This window comes from Enterobacter sp. IF2SW-B1 (assembly GCF_001743375.1).
Classification (GTDB): Bacteria; Pseudomonadota; Gammaproteobacteria; order Enterobacterales; family Enterobacteriaceae; genus Enterobacter; species Enterobacter bugandensis.
The window spans coordinates 337,126-357,427 of sequence record NZ_MJAA01000004.1; the positions used below are offsets into that span (position 1 = coordinate 337,126).

General features: G+C 59.9%; 12 protein-coding genes. 8 read left to right on the plus strand and 4 right to left on the minus strand.

What is annotated here, in order from left to right; genetic code table 11:
• Window positions 1-2 precede the first annotated feature (2 nt).
• The 3 genes from asmA to udk form a co-directional block, all read right to left on the minus strand.
• On the minus strand, window positions 3-1,853 hold the full coding sequence (gene asmA, locus A6013_RS11580) for an outer membrane assembly protein AsmA (protein WP_049137366.1): 1,851 nt from the start codon (window positions 1,851-1,853) through the stop codon (window positions 3-5).
• Window positions 1,854-1,876: 23 nt separating this feature from the next.
• On the minus strand, window positions 1,877-2,458 hold the full coding sequence (dcd, locus tag A6013_RS11585; RefSeq protein ID WP_028013805.1) for a dCTP deaminase: 582 nt from the start codon (window positions 2,456-2,458) through the stop codon (window positions 1,877-1,879).
• Window positions 2,459-2,549: 91 nt separating this feature from the next.
• The gene (gene udk, locus A6013_RS11590; protein ID WP_008500855.1) at window positions 2,550-3,191 is read right to left on the minus strand and encodes a uridine kinase; all 642 of its coding nucleotides are present in this window, start codon (window positions 3,189-3,191) and stop codon (window positions 2,550-2,552) included.
• A gap of 343 nt (window positions 3,192-3,534) precedes the next feature.
• Between udk and A6013_RS11595 the strand changes: the two genes are divergently transcribed.
• Complete coding sequence (locus A6013_RS11595) at window positions 3,535-6,864, plus strand: diguanylate cyclase (RefSeq protein ID WP_069733094.1); 3,330 nt, start codon at window positions 3,535-3,537, stop codon at window positions 6,862-6,864.
• Here A6013_RS11595 and alkA read toward each other — a convergent pair.
• Window positions 6,829-7,701, minus strand: coding sequence for a DNA-3-methyladenine glycosylase 2 (gene alkA, locus A6013_RS11600; protein ID WP_069733095.1), 873 nt, complete (start codon window positions 7,699-7,701; stop codon window positions 6,829-6,831). The genes A6013_RS11595 and alkA overlap by 36 nt on opposite strands.
• A gap of 130 nt (window positions 7,702-7,831) precedes the next feature.
• Between alkA and yegD the strand changes: the two genes are divergently transcribed.
• The 7 genes from yegD (at window position 7,832) to baeR (ending at window position 20,281) form a co-directional block, all read left to right on the plus strand.
• Window positions 7,832-9,184, plus strand: a complete 1,353-nt coding sequence (yegD, locus tag A6013_RS11605) for a molecular chaperone (protein WP_041909098.1) — start codon at window positions 7,832-7,834, stop codon at window positions 9,182-9,184.
• Window positions 9,185-9,343: 159 nt separating this feature from the next.
• On the plus strand, window positions 9,344-10,546 hold the full coding sequence (locus A6013_RS11610) for an MdtA/MuxA family multidrug efflux RND transporter periplasmic adaptor subunit (protein ID WP_069733096.1): 1,203 nt from the start codon (window positions 9,344-9,346) through the stop codon (window positions 10,544-10,546).
• Window positions 10,546-13,668: an MdtB/MuxB family multidrug efflux RND transporter permease subunit gene (locus tag A6013_RS11615; protein ID WP_028013810.1), complete on the plus strand. Its 3,123-nt coding sequence runs from the start codon at window positions 10,546-10,548 to the stop codon at window positions 13,666-13,668. The genes A6013_RS11610 and A6013_RS11615 overlap by 1 nt, the downstream gene beginning before the upstream one ends.
• Window positions 13,669-16,746: a multidrug efflux RND transporter permease subunit MdtC gene (gene mdtC, locus A6013_RS11620; RefSeq protein WP_049000321.1), complete on the plus strand. Its 3,078-nt coding sequence runs from the start codon at window positions 13,669-13,671 to the stop codon at window positions 16,744-16,746. It abuts the gene before it with no gap.
• A complete protein-coding gene (locus tag A6013_RS11625) occupies window positions 16,747-18,162 on the plus strand; it encodes an MFS transporter (protein ID WP_069733097.1) in 1,416 nt (471 codons plus the stop codon).
• A complete protein-coding gene (baeS, locus tag A6013_RS11630; protein ID WP_028013813.1) occupies window positions 18,159-19,562 on the plus strand; it encodes a two-component system sensor histidine kinase BaeS in 1,404 nt (467 codons plus the stop codon). The genes A6013_RS11625 and baeS overlap by 4 nt, the downstream gene beginning before the upstream one ends.
• Complete coding sequence (gene baeR / locus A6013_RS11635) at window positions 19,559-20,281, plus strand: two-component system response regulator BaeR (protein WP_047367938.1); 723 nt, start codon at window positions 19,559-19,561, stop codon at window positions 20,279-20,281. The genes baeS and baeR overlap by 4 nt, the downstream gene beginning before the upstream one ends.
• The last annotated feature ends 21 nt before the right edge of the window (window positions 20,282-20,302 follow it).

A 20,302-nucleotide genomic window follows, 5' to 3' on the forward strand; every position in this document is an offset into this window, starting at 1 on the left:
CGTCAAAGCTTATCCAGCAGCTTCTTCACATCCTTGCCGTTCTGGGAATCTTTATTACGATCCGCCCAGCTGTTGAGCCGACGCTTCGCTTCATCCTGCAGATGCTTACGCAGGATCTGATCTACCTGAAGGCTGTAGTTCAGCGCCTGCCATTTGCCGTATACGCTAAGCGGAACCGGTGTCTCTTTGAGGAAGTCAATCAGCTTGCTTTCGCCCTGCCAGCCGGAAAGCACCCGGACGTTAAAGCGCGTGTCCGCCGTCTCTTTGACCAGATCCAGCGAGCCTTCTCCGGTTAACGACAGCATAGATGAAGTTCCCTGCATCCCGGCCAGCGTCAGCACCCCGTTATCCAGCGTCAGGTCAGTGGTGAAGCTGTCGAGGCGAGTTGCGCTGTCGTAGTTTTCCTGGGCTTTAACATCGCTGCTGCGCTCCACCGCCTGCTGAACCAACTGCTGGAAGTTGAGCCCTTCCATTCGCGAATCTTTCAGGTCAACATGCGCCTCGCCCTGCCACTCACGGCGGAAGGCGTTGGCATCAATTTTGGTGCCTGAGAAATCGCCCGCCAGCGTCAGCTGACCCGTCAGGGATATCGGATAGTTAAAGGCTTTGAGGATGCTGCCAATCTCAACGTTGTCGAGACGCGGCTGGAATTCAGCGCTGGCAACGTCCTTACGCACGTCCAGCGTACCCGGAAGTGACAGGTGACCCGCCCCCATTTTGCCGCTCAGTTCTGAAATTACCAGCAACCCGTTGTGGTTGAACATCTGGCCGCTCACGTCGGTAAAATCAATACCGCGCCAGCGCACGCTGTTGGCTTTCAGCAGAATATCCGCCGTGAAGCCGCGCAGCACGTTATAGTCAGGCTGTTCAAGGTTGGATGAGATAACCGGACGCGACACCGGTGACTGGCTTTGCCCCGTCTGCACGGCATCGCTGTCCGTTGCGCTTGCCGGCACCGGTGGCAGGATGTTCTCCAGGTTGAGCTTGTCAAACTGCAGGTTCAACACCCACTTCGGCTTATCGTCGAGCGTGACGCTCGCCTGCCCTTTCAGGCTGCTGTCGTTGGCCTGCAGGTTAAGGTTATCCAGAGCCAGCTGTTTTTGCTCTTCGCGCCATACGGCCTGCAGCGTCCCCTGCCCGGCGATCCCCTGGGTCGGGAGATCCGCTCCCGTCAGCTGCCAGCTAAGCTGCTGGATGTCGGCCGTCAGCTGATGCGGGTAGTCCGACGCATTCACGTTTGCATTCAACGAGAGGGACAGATCGCGCTGGTCGCGGTTTATCCGTCCGCTAAATTCCAGCGACGCAAGATGGTGTTCATCCTGTTCCATCTGCAGGTTGATGTTGCGAACGGTGACCTGCTCCTGATCCTCATGCTGGAACACCAGCACGCTATCGGCCACTTTCAGTTTGCCTATATCAAAGGACCAGCCCGTATCGGACGGTTCATCCGGTAAGGTATTCTCGCGCGGCGCAACCGGCGCATTCGCGTCGCGCACGGCTTCGGTCTGCGGGGTAAGCTGAATGACCGCGCCCTTCAGCATCACCTGATTAACCTGCAGCTGATGGGAGATGAGCGGGATCAGCGCCACATCGAGACGCATGTTGTCCGCAGAGACCAGCGGCTGTGCCGCGCCCGGCGCGGTTAACGACATGCGGCCAGAGAGAATGCTGAGCTGCGGCCAGACGTGCCAGCGCAGCGGCCCGTCAAGCTTCAGTTGGTAACCACTGCGTGCCTCGACCTGCCGCACCATGTAAGCGCGGAAATCATTCGGGTTAACCAGCAGAACCAACGCCGAAAGGCCAGCAACCAGCACTACCAGCAAAATCATCAGCGTTGTCAGAACTCTTCTCATGGCATCCTCAATGGACTTAACGATCAGTCTTTATCAATACGGCTGGCAACCGCACCCTGCTGGTCGCGGTATTTTGCGTCCTGGCGGCGGTTATAAGGCCTGTCTGCCGGGCCTGTGAGCGGTTCAAAGCTTAACGCACCGATCATCATTCCGGGGCGCAGCGCCAGCGGCAGTTTACCGGCGTTGAAGAACTCCAGCACGATACGGCCGGACCAGCCTGGGTCGATACGGTGCGCGGTTACGTGAACCATCAGCCCCAGGCGGGCCAGAGAAGAACGGCCATCAAGCCAGCCGACGAGATCCGCAGGCAGGGTCACGGATTCATACGTCACCGCCAGCGCCAGTTCACCCGGGTGCAGATAAAAAGCTTCACCTTCGTCAATGATGATTTCATCACTCATGACGCGATCGAGCGCGGCGCTGACTTCATCCTTCGGCCCGCTGAGGTCGATGAACGGCGCAGTATGGCCGCTAAAGGTGCGGAATTTATTCCCCAACCGTACATCAACGGTCACCCCATTGATGCGCTCCACGGGGGGACGTGGGGTAATAGACAAGCGGCCTTCATCCAGCCAGGCTTCAATATCACGATCGCAAAGACGCATGGTTCTTTCTCCTTTCATGCATCGTACCCTGAGCCGTTGAACGCTCAGGGTAAAACCAGGTTATCTCTGAACGGTACACAATTCGCGCGGCTTATTCAAAAAACTGGCTGATTTTCGCTTTTAAGATATCAATAGCAATGCGGTTTTTGCCCCCGCGAGGCACGATGATATCGGCGTATTGTTTGGATGGTTCAATAAACTGCAGGAACATCGGACGGACCGTTTTCTGGTATTGCGCCATGACGGAGTCCATGGAACGGCCGCGCTCGTTAACGTCACGCTTGATGCGGCGCATCAGGCAGATATCCAGCGGGGTATCGACAAAGATGGAGAAGTTCATGGATTCACGCAGGCGGGCATCGGTCAGGAGCAGGATGCCTTCAAGGATAATGACCTTCTTCGGCTCGATGCGGATCGTTTCCTGGGTACGGGTGTGTTCTACGTAACTGTAAACGGGCAGTTCGATCGCCTGGCCGCTCTTAAGCGCTTCTAAATGCTGGAACAGTAAACTGTGATCCATCGCATTCGGGTGGTCGTAGTTGGTTTTTACACGTTCTTCCATCGACAGATGGGATTGATCTTTGTAGTAGCTGTCTTCGGGAATGACGCCGATATGCTCATCACCTACCTGTTCACGCAGTTCGCGATAAAGCGTACTGGCAATTAGACTTTTACCTGAAGCCGATGCGCCGGCGATGCCTATAATGACGCACTGATGAGACTTATCAGTCATAAATTTAGCGACCTGAATAACCTGGATGTTAAGGAAGGACGACGCCGGAGCGTCAAACGCGGCAATTATAGGGATTTCGCGGGCGTGATACCAGTCGAATGCGCAGGTTCTGCGAGACAGGCTGAAAAGTGGCGCATTGATCCCTGAGAGAAATTTTAATGACCGTTTTTTCAGCGTTTAACAGGAATTTTTTAGCGAGTAACTATTTAATAAGTCTATGATGTCAAATTATGAGCAGTCGCCATATGAATTGTAAATTGTTTGTACTAGCATAAACCAAATTATCAAATTCACTCGTGCGCACTTCTCTCCTGACGGCATGGCGTCTCTGGATAAAGCGGTAATGAATAAACAATACCAGCGGGTTTTGGTTACCACCCCACATCCTTTATTACGACTTGTCTGTCTGGGCCTGGTCACCTTTATCTTTACCTTATTTTCGCTGGAGCTTACCCGCTTCGGTACCCTGCTGGCGCCACTCTGGTTTCCTACCGCCATTATGATGGTGGCGTTTTACCGCCATGCAGGAAAAATGTGGCCCGGGATAGCCCTGGCCTGTTCATTTGGCAATATTCTGGCCTCGTGGATGCTGTTCTCCTGGGCGTCGATAAACCCCACCTACACCGCAATAAACGTTATTGAGGCCATCATCGGTGCCGTGTTACTGCGCAAGCTGCTTCCGTGGTACAACCCGCTGCAAAATTTAAACGACTGGATCCGCCTGGCAATAGGCAGCGCGCTGGTGCCGCCGCTGGTGGGCGGTATTCTGATGACGCTTCTGATCCCCGGCCCTGAGCCGCTGCGTAATTTCATCGTCTGGGTGCTATCTGAATCCATTGGCGCGCTGGCGCTGGTGCCGCTGGGGCTGCTGTTTAAATCCCATTACCTGCTCCGCCACCGTGATCCGAGATTGCTGCTGGAAACCCTGGTTACCATGGCCATAACGCTGGCCCTCAGCTGGGCATCCATCACCTGGCTGCCGTGGCCCTTTACCTGCGTGATTGTCCTGCTTATGTGGAGCGCCGTGCGCTTGCCGCGGATGGAAGCGTTCATGGTGTTTCTGGTTACCGTGATGGTCGTTTCACTGATGATTGCCCATAACCCTTCGGCGCTGACCACCCAACATGCCGGGCCGATGATGAACGCGCCGTGGCTGCCGTTCCTGATGCTCCTCCTCCCCGCTAACGTGATGACCATGGTGATGTATGCCTTCCGTGCCGAACGCAAACACATCACCGAGAGCGAAGAGCGCTTTCGTAATGCAATGGAGTATTCCGCCATCGGTATGGCGTTAGTCAGCATGGAGGGCCAGTGGCTTCAGGCCAACAAGGCGCTGTGCAATTTCCTCGGTTACAGCCAGACCGAGCTACAGTCGCTCACCTTCCAGCAGCTCACCTGGCCGGAAGATTTGCATACCGACCTGGAACAGCTGGAGCAGCTGGTCAACGGCGAGATCAACACCTACACCCTTGAAAAGCGCTATTACACGCGCAACGGAGAGGTCGTCTGGGCGCTTCTGGCCGTCTCCGTCGTGCGCCATGCCGATGGCTCGCCGCTCTATTTCATCGCCCAGATTGAAGACATTAACGACCTGAAGCAGACCGAGTGGGTCAATAAGCGCCTGATGGAGCGCATTACGCTGGCCAACGAAGCGGGCGGCATCGGCATATGGGAGTGGGATCTGGAGCCAGACATCATCAGCTGGGATAAGCGGATGTTTGAGCTGTATGAAATTCCGCCGCACATCAAGCCCACCTGGCAGCTCTGGCACGAAAGAATATTGCCGGAGGATCGCGCCCATGCGGAGCAGGTGCTGCGGGATTCACTGGTTTCTCGTCTGCCGTTTAAGCTTGAATTCCGTATCCGCGTGAAGGAAGGCGTGCGCCATATACGCTCCCTGGCAAACCGGGTGCTGAATAAAGAGGGTGAAGTCGAACGTTTGCTCGGCATCAATATGGACATGACCGAGGTGAAGGAGCTTAACGAAGCGCTGTTTCAGGAAAAAGAGCGTCTGCACATCACGCTCGACTCCATCGGCGAAGCGGTGCTCTGTACCGATATCGACATGAACGTCACCTTTATGAACCCGGTCGCCGAGAAGATGAGCGGCTGGCTGCAGACCGAGGCCATCGGCCAGCCGATCCTGAAGGTGTTACACATCACCTTTGGGGAACGGGGCCCGCTGATGGAGAATATTCACAGCGGCGATATGTCACGCTCCGATATCGACCAGGATGTAGTGCTGAACTGCCGCACCGGCGGATCGTTTGATATCCACTACAGCATTACGCCACTCAGTACCCTTGATGGGCACAGTATTGGCTCGGTGATCGTTATTCAGGACGTCACCGAGTCGCGCAAAATGCTGCGTCAGCTAAGCTACAGCGCGTCGCACGATGCCCTCACCCACCTGGCAAATCGGGTCAGCTTCGAAAACCATCTCAAACGGCTTCTGCAAACCGTTCGCGAGACGCGTCAGCGTCATGCGCTGGTCTTTATCGATCTGGACCGCTTCAAAGCCGTCAATGATAGCGCAGGCCATGCGGCGGGAGATGCCCTGCTGCGGGAACTCTCTTCCATGATGTTAACCATGCTTCGCTCCAGCGACGTGCTGGCGCGCCTGGGCGGCGACGAGTTTGGGCTGCTGCTGCCGGACTGCAATATTGAGAGCGCGCGCTATATCACCGGTCGTTTGATCCATACCATCAATGACTATCACTTTATGTGGGAAGGTCGCCTGCACCGGATTGGCGCCAGCGCAGGGATCACGCTGATTGATGAGCATAATAACCAGGCGTCAGAAGTGATGTCGCAGGCGGATATTGCCTGTTATGCCTCGAAAAACAGCGGCCGCGGCATCGTGACGGTGTACGAACCGCAGCAGGAGCGGGATCGGAGCGCGCGCAGCATGATGTCGCTGGACGAACAGTGGCATATGATCAAAGACAATCATCTGATGATGATAGCCCGCAGCGTCGCCTCCCCGCGCATACCGGAAAGCTGTAACTTCTGGCTGATTTCGCTACGCCTGTGGACCAGCCAGGGTGAAGTCCAGGAGGAGCACGCCTTCCGTTCTGGTCTGGCGGAGCCCGAACTGCTGCACGCCCTCGACAGACGTATCTTTGGTGAGTTTTTCCGCACCTCTGCCGCACAGGTCGCCCGTAAAGGGATGGGGGTAGCACTGCCCCTTTCTGCCGCCGGTTTAGCCAGCGTAACGCTGGTCGATGAACTCCTCGACCTGCTCGATAACAGCCCCATGCCGGGCCGTCTGCTGCATCTGGTTATCGCGAGCGACGTGGTGTGTAATCCGGATGAGAACCTGCAGCGAGGGCTGCAAAAGCTTCGCCAGGCGGGCTGCCGGGTGATCTTCAGCCAGATAGGGCGCGACATGAACGTCTTCAGCCACCTGAGCCCGAACATGGCCGATTATCTGATGCTCGACGCCGAGGTGGTGAGCAACGTATATGGTAATCTGATGGATGAGATGATGGTGACCATCGTTCAGGGCCACGCCCAGCGTCTGGGGATGAAAACCATCGCGGGCCCCTGCAACCAGCCCATCATGATGGATACGCTTTCCGGCATCGGCATTGATTTTATCTATGGCGACACCATCGCCGAGCCGCAGCCGCTGGATCTACTGCTCAACACCAGTTATTTCGCCATCAACTGACGGCGTCCAGCCGTCGGTATACCAGATGTGCAGCAGCGCGTAGGAGCGCCACGGCTGCCATCGCTCGGCGTAACGACGGATCTGCGCGGGAGTCATCCCGGCGAAGCGTTGCTTAATCAGATAATCATCCGGCAGGAACACATCTTTCGCCTGCCAGCCTCTCAGGGCCAGGTAATTTGCCGTCCAGCGCCCGATGCCCGGCCGCTGCTGTAGCGCCTTCATGCCCGCCTCAACGTCCTCGGGCGGCGTCAGCGGAAACGTCCCGTCAACAACCGACTGCGCCAGATGAATCAGCGCCTCCGCGCGTTTTACCGGCATCCCGAGCGCCTTGAGCGCCAGCGGATCGGCAGCGGCCAGCGCTTGCGGGGAGGGAAAGCAGACATAACCCGGTGCATCCTTCACCGGCTCACCGCACAGGGCGACAACGCGGGAAGCCAGTTTCGCCGCCATCGCCACGCTGACCAACTGCCCGAGAATGGCCCGTACGCCCTGCTCGTACGCATCCATCGCCCCCGGCAGACGCAAGCCGGGGCGGGCAGCGCCGAGATCCCCCAGCGTATCTGCGATGTGCTGCGGATTACAGGCGAGATCGAACAGGCGCGCGATGCGTTCAAGACACGTCTGCGCAACCGGAACCAACCCCGGGCTGAGCGTCACGGTCAGCGTATGGGTAGCGATATCCGGTGTCACGCGAAATATCCCCTGATGGCCGTCGCAGGCAAAGCTGCGCTCGTAGTAGTCGCTCGTGACGGTTTCAATGCCTGTCACCGCACGCGCGCCGAGAAAGCCAAACATCCACTGCCAGTCGTAAGGGGGTTGCCACGTCAGGGTATACATCGCTGCTCCTTTTTTATTTTTATCAGCATAAACGGAAAGACCTTGTTTTGCCTTGCTTTCATATTCCTGTTGTCGCGATGCAGACATTTCGTTAAAGTCTCGCCCCTTCTCACCGGCATGGGGATTAATCGTGTTTATTGGATTTGACTACGGTACGGCAAACTGCTCGGTTGCGATCATGCAAAACGGCCAACCGCAGCTTCTGAAAATGGAAAAAGAGAGCACGCTGCTGCCGTCAATGCTCTGCGCGCCGACGCGCGAAGCGGTGAGCGAGTGGCTGTTCCGCCACCATCAGGTTCCGGCTACCGCGGCGGAGACCCAGGCGCTGCTGCGTCGGGCGGTCAGCTTTAACCGCGAGGAAGACATCGACGTTACCCCTTCAAGCGTGCAGTTTGGCCTCTCCTCGCTCGGGCATTACATTGAAGACCCGGAAGAGGTCTACTTCGTTAAATCGCCAAAGTCCTTCCTCGGCGCGAGCGGCCTGAAGCCGCAGCAGGTGGCGATGTTTGAAGATCTGGTGTGCGCCATGATGCTGCATATCCGCAATCAGGCGCAGTCGCAGGTGCCGGATACTATCACCCAGGCGGTGATTGGCCGCCCGATCAACTTCCAGGGGCTGGGCGGTGACGAAGCCAACCAGCAGGCGCAGGGGATCCTTGAACGTGCGGCGCACCGGGCGGGATTCCGCGACGTGGTGTTTCAGTACGAGCCGGTTGCGGCGGGGCTGGATTTTGAAGCCACGCTGACGGAAGAGAAGCGCGTGCTGGTCGTCGACATCGGGGGCGGTACAACGGACTGCTCGCTGCTGCTGATGGGACCGCAGTGGCATCACCGTCGTGACCGCGAAAACAGCCTGCTCGGGCACAGCGGCTGCCGCGTAGGCGGCAACGATCTGGATATCGCCCTGGCCTTTAAGAGCCTGATGCCGCTGCTGGGCATGGGCGGGCAAACGGAAAAAGGCATCGCCCTGCCGATCCTGCCGTGGTGGAACGCGATTGCCATCAACGACGTTCCGGCGCAGAGTGATTTTTACAGCACCGCGAACGGGCGCTTCCTCAACGATCTGGTGCGCGACGCGCAGGATGCCGAGAAGGTCGCCCTGCTGTATAAAGTGTGGCGTCAGCGCCTGAGCTACCGCGTGGTGCGAACTGCGGAGGAGTGCAAAATCGCCCTTTCCGACCGTCCTGAACATGCGGTCTCCTTGCCGTTTATCAGCGAGGATCTGGCCACGGCGATTTCACAGGAGGGGCTGGAAACGGCGCTTGCTCAGCCGCTGCAGCGCATTCTGGAGCAGGTCCAACTGGCGCTGGAGAACGGCAAAGAGAAGCCGGATGTGATCTACCTGACCGGCGGTAGCGCCCGTTCGCCGCTGATCAAGAAAGCGCTGGCGGAACAACTGCCGGGCATTCCGATTGCCGGTGGGGATGACTTTGGCTCCGTTACCGCAGGGCTGGCGCGCTGGGCGCAGGTGATGTTTAGCTAGTGCGGTTGTGCCGGGTGGCGGCTTCGCCTTACCCGGCTAAAACGATCGCCACACTCAGACCATTCCTGACAGTCTTCCATATTTCCTCCATTTTTCCGCTGTGTTAGCTGACTAAACTAGTATCATTCCCCGAAGTATTCAGGATGAGAACGTATAACGATGAAAGGCAGTAACAAATCCCGCTGGGCAATCGCCGCTGGCATCATTGTGGTGGTCCTTGCCGCCGCCTGGTACTGGCACAGTCAATCTGCGAACTCCGCCGCTCCCGCTGGCGCCAGCAGCCAGGCCCAGCGCCCGGCTGGCGGCGGCCGTCACGGCATGCGCGGCGGCGCGCTGGCACCGGTTCAGGCGGCAACGGCGGTGAGCAAAGCCGTTCCGCGTTATCTGACAGGGCTCGGAACCATTACCGCCGCCAACACCGCCACGGTGCGCAGCCGCGTTGACGGTCAGCTCATCGCAATCCACTTCCAGGAAGGTCAGCAGGTCAAAGCGGGCGATCTGCTGGCGGAAATCGACCCGAGCCAGTTTAAAGTCGCCCTCGCTCAGGCGCAGGGGCAGCTCGCGAAAGACAAAGCCACCCTCGCCAACGCCCGTCGCGATCTGGCGCGCTACCAGCAGCTGGTGAAAACCAACCTCGTTTCTCGTCAGGAGCTGGACACCCAGCAGTCGCTGGTCAGCGAAACGCAGGGCACCATCAAAGCCGACGAGGCCGCCGTCGCCAGCGCGCAGCTACAGCTCGACTGGAGCCGCATCACCGCGCCGATTGACGGACGCGTGGGCCTGAAGCAGGTCGATATCGGTAACCAGATCTCCAGCGGCGACACCACGGGCATCGTGGTGATCACCCAGACCCACCCGATTGATTTAGTCTTTACCCTGCCGGAAAGCGATATCGCAACCGTCATGCAGGCGCAAAAAGCCGGTAAAGGCCTGGTGGTGGAAGCCTGGGACCGCACCAACAAGCAGAAGCTGAGCGAGGGTTCCCTGCTCAGTCTGGACAACCAGATCGATACCACCACCGGCACCATCAAGCTGAAGGCGCGCTTTAACAACCAGGACGATGTCCTCTTCCCGAACCAGTTCGTCAACGCGCGAATGCTGGTCGCTACCGAAGAGAACGCGGTAGTGATCCCCACCGCAGCGCTGCAAATGGGTAACGAAGGAAGCTTTGTCTGGGTGCTGAACAGCGACAATAAAGTGAGCAAGCATCTGGTGAAAACCGGGATTCAGGACAGCCAGACGGTGGTCATCAGCGCCGGGCTCTCCGCCGGCGACCGCGTGGTCACCGACGGCATCGACCGCCTCACCGAAGGCGCGAAAGTTGAGGTGGTTGAACCTGCAAAACAGGGAGCGACCTCCTGATGCAGGTTATGCCCCCGAGCTCTACAGGTGGGCCGTCACGCCTGTTTATCCTCCGCCCTGTCGCCACCACGCTGTTGATGGTGGCGATCCTGCTGGCCGGGATCATTGGCTACCGCTTTCTGCCCGTGTCGGCGCTGCCGGAGGTGGATTACCCAACGATTCAGGTTGTCACTCTCTATCCTGGCGCCAGCCCGGACGTGGTGACGTCCGCCATTACCGCCCCGCTGGAGCGCCAGTTTGGCCAGATGTCCGGGTTAAAACAGATGTCCTCCCAGAGTTCCGGCGGGGCATCCGTCGTGACGCTGCAGTTCCAGCTAACGCTGTCATTGGACGTCGCCGAGCAGGAAGTGCAGGCCGCCATCAACGCCGCCACCAACCTGCTGCCGTCGGACCTGCCTAACCCGCCGGTCTACAGCAAGGTGAACCCGGCGGATCCGCCGATCATGACGCTGGCCGTTACCTCCTCCGCCATGCCGATGACCCAGGTCGAAGACATGGTCGAAACCCGCGTGGCGCAGAAGATTTCTCAGGTCTCCGGCGTCGGCCTCGTCACGCTGGCGGGCGGCCAGCGCCCGGCCGTGCGCGTGAAGCTTAACGCACAAGCGATTGCCGCGCTGGGGCTGACCAGCGAAACCATCCGCACCGCCATCAGCAGTGCCAACGTCAACTCGGCGAAAGGCTCGCTGGACGGCCCGACCCGTGCGGTCACCCTCTCGGCAAACGACCAGATGCAGTCCGCCGACGAATACCGTCAGCTGATTGTGGCCTACCAGAACGGCGCGCCGATCCGCCTGGGCGATGTCGCCACCGTGGAACAAGGCGCGGAAAACAGCTGGCTCGGCGCGTGGGCGAACAAGCAGCAGGCGATCGTGATGAACGTGCAGCGCCAGCCGGGCGCCAACATCATCGAAACCGCCGACAGCATCCGCACCATGCTGCCGCAGCTGATTGAAAGCCTGCCGAAATCGGTCAGCGTAAAAGTCCTTTCCGACCGCACCACCAACATTCGCGCGTCGGTCACCGATACCCAGTTCGAGCTGATGCTGGCGATTGCGCTGGTGGTAATGATCATTTACCTGTTCCTGCGCAACGTTCCGGCAACCATTATCCCCGCCGTCGCCGTGCCGCTCTCGCTGGTCGGGACCTTTGCGGTGATGGTGTTCCTCGACTTTTCGATTAACAACCTGACGCTGATGGCGCTCACCATCGCCACCGGGTTCGTGGTGGATGACGCCATCGTCGTTATCGAGAACATCTCGCGCTATATCGAGAAAGGTGAAAAGCCGCTGGCCGCCGCGCTGAAGGGCGCAGGGGAAATCGGCTTTACCATTATCTCGCTGACCTTCTCGCTGATTGCGGTGCTGATCCCGCTACTGTTTATGGGCGACATCGTCGGGCGGCTGTTCCGCGAGTTTGCCGTGACGCTGGCGGTCGCCATTCTGATCTCTGCCGTGGTGTCGCTAACCCTGACGCCGATGATGTGCGCCCGCATGCTGAGCCACGAGTCTCTGCGCAAGCAAAACCGCTTCTCCCGCGCCTCCGAGCGGATGTTCGAGCGAATTATTGCCGCCTACGGTCGCGTGCTGGCGAAAGTGCTGAACCATCCCTGGGCAACGCTTGGCGTGGCGCTGGGCACGCTGGCGCTCAGCGTAATGCTGTGGATTTTTATTCCGAAAGGTTTCTTCCCCATCCAGGATAACGGCATTATTCAGGGCACGCTTCAGGCTCCGCAGTCGGTATCCTTCGCGAACATGGCGCAGCGCCAGCAGCAGGTGTCTGAGATCATCATGAAAGACCCGGCGGTGGAGAGCCTGACGTCCTACGTGGGGGTGGATGGCACCAATCCGTCGCTCAACAGCGCGCGTCTGCAGATCAACCTCAAGCCGCTGGATGAGCGCGACGACCGCGTGAACGCCGTCATCGAGCGCCTGCAAAGCGCCGTGGCCCGCGTGCCGGGCGTTGAGCTTTACCTGCAGCCGATTCAGGATCTGACCATTGATACTCAGGTCAGCCGCACGCAGTATCAGTTCACGCTCCAGGCTACGTCGCTTGACGCCCTCAGCACCTGGGTGCCGCAGCTGGTTGAAAAACTTAACACCCTGCCGCAGCTCGCCGACGTCAGCAGCGACTGGCAGGACAAGGGGCTGGCGGCCTACGTCAACGTTAACCGCGACACCGCCAGCCGTCTGGGCATCACCATGTCGGACGTGGACAACGCCCTGTACAACGCCTTCGGTCAGCGCCTGATCTCCACCATCTACACTCAGGCGAACCAGTACCGCGTGGTGCTGGAGCACAACACCGAGAACACCCCCGGCCTGGCCGCGCTGGACTCGGTGCGCCTGACCAGCAAAGACGGCGGCATTGTGCCGCTGAGCGCCATCGCCACGGTGGAGGAGCGCTATACCCCGCTGTCGATTAACCACCTGGATCAGTTCCCGTCCACCACCATTTCCTTCAACGTGCCGGACGGTTACTCGCTGGGCGAGGCGGTGGAAGCCATCCAGGCTGCTGAAAAAGCGCTCAGCTTCCCGTCCGACATTCAGACCCAGTTCCAGGGCAGCACGCTGGCGTTCCAGGCCGCGCTGGGCAACACCGTCTGGCTGATCGTCGCGGCGGTCGTGGCGATGTACATCGTGCTTGGCGTGCTGTACGAAAGCTTTATCCACCCGATCACCATCCTCTCTACCCTGCCAACGGCGGGCGTGGGGGCGCTGCTGGCATTGATGCTGGCGGGCAGCGAGCTGGACGTTATTGCCATCATCGGCATCATCCTGCTTATCGGGATCGTGAAGAAAAACGCCATCATGATGATCGACTTTGCCCTGGCCGCCGAGCGCGAGCAGGGCATGTCGCCGCGCGATGCTATCTTCCAGGCCTGCCTGCTGCGTTTCCGCCCGATCCTGATGACCACGCTGGCCGCCCTACTGGGGGCGCTGCCGCTGATGCTCAGCACCGGCGTCGGCGCGGAGCTGCGCCGCCCGCTGGGTATCGGTATGGTCGGTGGCCTGCTGGTGAGTCAGGTGCTGACGCTCTTCACCACGCCGGTGATCTATCTGCTGTTTGACCGCCTGGCGCTGTGGACCAAAAGCCGTTTCCCGAAACGTGAAGAGGAGGCGTAAGTGAAGTTTTTCGCCCTCTTCATTTACCGTCCGGTGGCGACGATTTTACTCTCCGTCGCCATTACCCTGTGCGGCGTGCTGGGCTTCCGGCTGCTGCCAGTAGCCCCCCTGCCGCAGGTGGATTTCCCGGTGATCATGGTCAGCGCCTCGCTGCCGGGTGCGTCACCGGAGACCATGGCCTCGTCCGTTGCCACGCCGCTGGAGCGTTCTCTTGGGCGGATTGCGGGGGTCAACGAGATGACCTCCAGCAGCTCGCTGGGCAGCACGCGCATCATTCTGGAATTCAGCTTCGACCGGGATATTAACGGTGCCGCCCGTGACGTGCAGGCGGCCATCAACGCCGCGCAAAGCCTTCTGCCGAGCGGGATGCCGAGCCGTCCGACCTACCGCAAGGCCAATCCGTCCGACGCGCCAATCATGATCCTGACGCTGACCTCTGACACCTATTCTCAGGGGCAGCTCTACGACTTTGCGTCGACCCAGCTGGCGCAGACGATCTCACAAATCAACGGCGTGGGTGACGTGAGCGTTGGCGGCAGTTCCCTGCCCGCCGTGCGCGTGGGCCTCAACCCGCAGGCGCTGTTCAACCAGGGCGTGTCGCTGGACGACGTGCGCTCCGCCATTAGCAGCGCCAACGTGCGTAAACCGCAGGGGGCGATTGAGGACGGCAGCCACCGCTGGCAGATCCACACCAACGACGAGCTAAAAACCGCCGCGGAATACCAGCCGCTGATTATTCACTACAACAACGGCGCGGCGGTACGCCTGAGCGACGTCGCCAGCGTCACCGACTCGGTGCAGGACGTGCGCAACGCCGGGATGACCAACGCTAAACCGGCCATCCTGCTGATGATCCGCAAGCTGCCGGAGGCGAACATTATTGAGACGGTGAACAGCATTCGCGCCCGCCTCCCGGAGCTGCAGGAGACCATCCCGGCAGCAATCGATCTGCAGATTGCCCAGGATCGCTCCCCGACCATCCGCGCTTCGCTTGAAGAGGTGGAGCAAACGTTGATTATCTCCGTCGCGCTGGTGATCCTGGTGGTGTTCCTGTTCCTGCGCTCCGGCCGCGCGACGCTGATCCCGGCGGTGGCCGTGCCGGTGTCGCTGATTGGGACCTTTGCCGCAATGTACCTGTGTGGCTTTAGCCTTAACAACCTGTCGCTGATGGCCCTGACGATTGCGACGGGCTTCGTGGTGGATGACGCCATCGTGGTGCTGGAGAACATTTCCCGCCACCTTGAAGCGGGCGTGAAACCGCTGCAGGCCGCGCTGCAGGGCACGCGCGAGGTGGGCTTTACGGTACTTTCCATGAGCCTGTCGCTGGTGGCGGTATTCCTGCCACTGCTGCTGATGGGCGGGCTGCCGGGCAGGCTGCTGCGTGAGTTTGCCGTCACGCTCTCGGTCGCCATCGGGATTTCGCTGGTGATTTCCCTGACGCTGACGCCGATGATGTGCGGCTGGATGCTCAAGCGCAGCAAGCCTCACTCGCAGCCGCGCCGCAAAGGCTTTGGTCGTTTTCTGATGGCGATGCAGGAAGGCTACGGCAAATCGCTGAAGTGGGTGCTGAACCATACGCGGCTGGTCGGCCTGGTGCTGATCGCCACCATTGGGCTCAACGTCTGGATGTACATCACCATCCCTAAAACCTTCTTCCCGGAGCAGGACACCGGCGTGCTGATGGGCGGCATCCAGGCGGACCAGAGCATTTCATTCCAGGCGATGCGCGGCAAGCTGCAGGACTTTATGAAGATCATTCGTGAGGATCCGGCTGTAGACAACGTCACTGGCTTTACCGGCGGCTCGCGCGTTAACAGCGGGATGATGTTCATTACCCTTAAGCCGCGCGGCGAGCGCAACGAAACGGCGCAGCAGGTGATTGACCGCCTGCGTGTGAAGCTCGCCAAAGAGCCGGGCGCAAACCTGTTTTTGATGGCCGTTCAGGATATCCGCGTCGGCGGGCGGCAGGCGAACGCCAGCTACCAGTACACGTTGCTCTCGGATGATTTAGCCGCCCTGCGCGAGTGGGAGCCGAAGATCCGTAAGGCGCTGGCCGCCCTGCCGGAGCTGGCGGACGTGAACTCCGATCAGCAGGACAACGGCGCGGAGATGGCGCTCACCTACGACCGCGAAACCATGTCGCGGCTGGGCATCAACGTTGAAGCCGCCAACAGCCTGCTAAATAACGCCTTCGGCCAGCGCGAGATCTCCACCATCTACCAGCCGATGAACCAGTATAAGGTGGTGATGGAAGTCGACCCGCGCTACACCCAGGACATCAGCGCGCTGGATAAAATGTTTGTGATTAACAGCGACGGCAAGGCGATACCGCTCTCCTACTTTGCCAGCTGGCGACCAGCCAACGCGCCGCTGTCGGTGAACCATCAGGGGCTGTCGGCGGCGTCGACCATCTCCTTTAACCTGCCCGCCGGTTCGTCGCTTTCCGAGGCCAGCGACGCGATCAACCGCGCGATGACGCAGCTCGGCGTGCCGTCCACCGTGCGCGGCAGCTTTGCCGGGACCGCGCAGGTATTCCAGGAGACGATGAACTCGCAGGTGATTTTGATTCTGGCCGCCATCGCCACGGTCTATATTGTGCTGGGCGTCCTGTATGAGAGCTACGTTCACCCGCTGACCATCCTCTCGACGCTGCCGTCGGCGGGCGTGGGGGCGTTGCTGGCGCTGGAGCTGTTTGGCGCGCCGTTCAGCCTGATCGCGCTTATCGGAATTATGCTGTTAATCGGCATCGTAAAGAAAAACGCCATCATGATGGTGGACTTCGCGCTGGACGCCCAGCGCAACGGCAACCTCTCGCCGGAAGAGGCGATCTTCCAGGCCTGCCTGCTGCGCTTCCGTCCGATCATGATGACCACCCTGGCGGCGCTGTTTGGCGCGCTGCCGCTGGTTATCTCGGGCGGCGATGGCTCAGAGCTGCGCCAGCCGCTGGGGATCACCATCGTCGGCGGCCTGGTGATGAGCCAGCTGCTGACGCTGTACACCACGCCGGTGGTCTATCTGTTCTTCGACCGCCTGCGGCTGCGCTTTTCGCGTAAAAACAGAGAAACGGTAAACGGGTAAATGACTGAGCTTCCCAGCAACGTTCGCTGGCAATTGTGGATAGTCGCCTTCGGCTTCTTTATGCAGTCGCTGGATACGACCATCGTCAACACCGCCCTCCCCTCGATGGCGAAAAGCCTGGGGGAGAGCCCGCTGCATATGCATATGGTGATTGTCGCCTACGTGCTGACGGTTGCGGTGATGCTGCCTGCCAGCGGCTGGCTGGCAGACAAAGTGGGCGTGCGAAATATCTTCTTTACCGCCATCGTGCTGTTTACCGCTGGCTCGCTGTTTTGCGCCCAGGCCAGCACCCTCGACCAGCTGGTGACGGCGCGCGTGCTGCAGGGCGTCGGCGGGGCGATGATGGTGCCCGTCGGGCGGTTAACGGTGATGAAGATTGTGCCACGCGAGCAGTACATGGCGGCGATGACCTTCGTCACCCTGCCCGGCCAGGTGGGGCCGCTGCTGGGCCCGGCGCTGGGCGGGATGCTGGTGGAGTATGCCTCCTGGCACTGGATCTTCTTGATCAATCTGCCGGTGGGCATCATCGGCGCCATCGCCACCCTGACGCTGATGCCGAACTACAAAATGCAGACCCGACGCTTTGATTTCTTCGGCTTTATTCTGCTGGCGGCGGGCATGGCCACGCTCACCCTGGCGCTCGACGGGCAAAAGGGGCTGGGGATCTCCGCCCTGACGCTCGGGGTGCTGGTGGTTATCGGCATCACCGCCATTCTGTGGTATCTGTGGCATGCTCGCGGGAATGACCAGGCGCTGTTCAGCCTGAACTTATTTAAAAATCCCACCTACCGCCTTGGCCTGTTCGGCAGCTTCGCCGGACGTATCGGCAGCGGCATGCTGCCGTTTATGACGCCCGTGTTTCTGCAAATTGGCATGGGGTTTTCGCCGTTTCACGCGGGCCTGATGATGATCCCGATGGTGCTCGGCAGCATGGGGATGAAGCGCATCGTGGTGCAGGTGGTGAACCGCTTTGGCTACCGTCACGTGCTGGTGGCCGCCACGCTGGGGCTGTCGCTGGTCAGCCTGCTGTTTATGGCCGTGGCGCTGATGGGCTGGTACTACGTCCTGCCGCTGGTGCTGTTCTGTCAGGGGATCGTCAACTCCATGCGCTTCTCATCGATGAATACCCTGACGCTGAAAGACCTGCCGGACGATCTGGCGAGCAGCGGCAACAGCCTGCTGTCGATGATCATGCAGCTCTCCATGAGCGTCGGCGTGACTATCGCGGGGTTACTGCTCGGCATGTACGGCCAGCATCACCTCAGCGTCGACACGCCGGTGGCGCATCAGGTCTTTTTGTATACCTATCTCAGCATGGCGGTCATCATCGCCCTGCCCGCTTTCATCTTCGCCCGCGTGCCGGATGATACCAGCAAGAACGTCGTGATTAGGCGCGGCAAAAGGAGTGGCTCATGAAATTCTGGCGTCCGGGTATTACCGGCAAGCTCTTCGTGGCGATCTTCGCCACCTGTATCGTCCTGCTGATCACCATGCACTGGGCGGTGCGGATCAGCTTTGAGCGCGGTTTTATTGATTACATTAAGCATGGCAACGAGCAGCGCCTGCAGGGCTTAAGCGATGCGCTGAGTGAACAGTACGCCCAGCACGGCAACTGGCGTTTTCTGCGGAATAACGACCGCTTTATTTTCCAGATCCTGCGCTCGCTCGAGCACGATGCCGGCGACGATCGGCCTGGCCCGGGCATGCCGCCGCACGGCTGGCGCACCCAGTTCTGGGTGATTGACCAGGATATGCGCACGCTGGTTGGGCCGCGCGCCCCGATACCGCCGGACGGCACCCGCCGGGCGATTAAGGTGAATAACGCGACCGTCGGCTGGGTTATCGCCTCACCGGTGGAGCGCCTGACGCGTAACACCGATATCAACTTTGACCGCCAGCAGCGCCGGACCAGCTGGCTGATCGTCGCTCTCTCCACCCTGCTCGCCGCGCTCGCCACCTTCCCGCTGGCGCGCGGTCTGCTCGCGCCGGTGAAACGGCTGGTGGAAGGCACGCACAAGCTGGCCGCCGGGGATTTCACCACCCGCGTCGACACCCGCAGCCAGGACGAACTGGGCAAGCTGGCGCAGGACTTTAACCAACTCGCCAGCACGCTGGAGAAAAACCAGCAGATGCGCCGCGACTTTATGGCCGATATTTCCCACGAGCTGCGCACCCCGCTGGCGGTGCTGCGCGGCGAGCTGGAGGCGATTCAGGACGGCGTACGCCAGTTTACCCCCGAATCGGTGGCCTCTCTGCAGGCGGAGGTGGGCACGCTCACCAAGCTGGTGGACGATCTCCACCAGCTTTCCATGTCCGACGAAGGCGCACTGGCCTACCAGAAGGCGCCCGTTGATGTCATTAACGTACTGGAGGTGGCGAGCGGTGCCTTCCGCGAGCGCTTTGCCAGCCGCAACCTGAAAATCGACCTCTCCCTGCCGGACAGCGCGGTGGTATTTGGGGACAAAGACCGGCTGATGCAGCTGTTCAACAACCTGCTGGAGAACAGCCTGCGCTACACCGACAGCGGTGGCGGGCTGCATATCTCCGGCAGGCAGGACAACGGGCGCTTCGCCCTCACCTTCGCGGATTCCGCCCCCGGCGTGCAGGACGCACAGCTGGAAAAATTGTTCGAGCGCTTTTACCGCACCGAAGGCTCCCGCAACCGCGCCAGCGGCGGTTCCGGCCTGGGGCTGGCGATTTGCGTTAACATCGTCGAGGCGCATAATGGCACCATTCGCGCCGCCCATTCGCCTTTTGGCGGGGTTAGCATTACAGTAGAGTTACCTCTGGAACGGGATTTATCGAGAGAAGTATGACCGAGTTACCGATTGACGAAAACACGCCGCGCATTTTGATCGTCGAAGACGAACCCAAGCTGGGACAGCTGCTGATCGACTATTTACGCGCGGCCAGCTATGCCCCGTCACTGATCAGCCACGGCGACCAGGTGCTGCCGTACGTGCGCCAGACTCCGCCGGATCTTATCCTGCTGGATTTAATGCTGCCTGGCGTTGATGGCCTGACCCTGTGCCGGGAAATTCGTCGCTTCTCCGACGTGCCTATTGTCATGGTCACCGCTAAAATCGAAGAGATTGACCGCCTGCTGGGACTCGAAATCGGCGCGGACGACTACATCTGCAAGCCCTACAGCCCGCGTGAGGTGGTGGCCCGCGTGAAAACCATTCTGCGCCGCTGCAGGCCGAAGCGCGAGCTTCAGATGCTGGACGCCGAAAGCCCGCTGATTGTGGATGAGAGCCGCTTCCAGGCGAGCTGGCGCAGCAAGCTGCTGGACCTCACCCCTGCGGAGTTCCGCCTGCTGAAAACCCTCTCCCACGAGCCGGGAAAAGTCTTCTCCCGCGAACAGCTGTTGAACCACCTGTACGACGATTACCGCGTGGTGACCGATCGCACCATCGACAGCCACATCAAAAACCTGCGCCGCAAGCTGGAGGCGCTGGACGCCGAGCAGTCGTTTATTCGCGCGGTGTACGGCGTGGGATATCGCTGGGAAGCGGATGCGTGCAGGATTGCCTAGTTAGCCGCTGGTTAATCCAGG

Coding starts and splice junctions, on each gene's coding strand:
- baeS (WP_028013813.1), top strand. CDS start 18,159: ATGAAATTCTGGCGTCCGGGTATTACCGGCAAGCTCTTCGTGGCGATC.
- baeR (WP_047367938.1), top strand. CDS start 19,559: ATGACCGAGTTACCGATTGACGAAAACACGCCGCGCATTTTGATCGTC.
- A6013_RS11610 (WP_069733096.1), top strand. CDS start 9,344: ATGAAAGGCAGTAACAAATCCCGCTGGGCAATCGCCGCTGGCATCATT.
- udk (WP_008500855.1), bottom strand. CDS start 3,191: ATGACTGATAAGTCTCATCAGTGCGTCATTATAGGCATCGCCGGCGCA.
- alkA (WP_069733095.1), bottom strand. CDS start 7,701: ATGTATACCCTGACGTGGCAACCCCCTTACGACTGGCAGTGGATGTTT.
- dcd (WP_028013805.1), bottom strand. CDS start 2,458: ATGCGTCTTTGCGATCGTGATATTGAAGCCTGGCTGGATGAAGGCCGC.
- A6013_RS11625 (WP_069733097.1), top strand. CDS start 16,747: ATGACTGAGCTTCCCAGCAACGTTCGCTGGCAATTGTGGATAGTCGCC.
- A6013_RS11595 (WP_069733094.1), top strand. CDS start 3,535: ATGAATAAACAATACCAGCGGGTTTTGGTTACCACCCCACATCCTTTA.
- asmA (WP_049137366.1), bottom strand. CDS start 1,853: ATGAGAAGAGTTCTGACAACGCTGATGATTTTGCTGGTAGTGCTGGTT.
- A6013_RS11615 (WP_028013810.1), top strand. CDS start 10,546: ATGCAGGTTATGCCCCCGAGCTCTACAGGTGGGCCGTCACGCCTGTTT.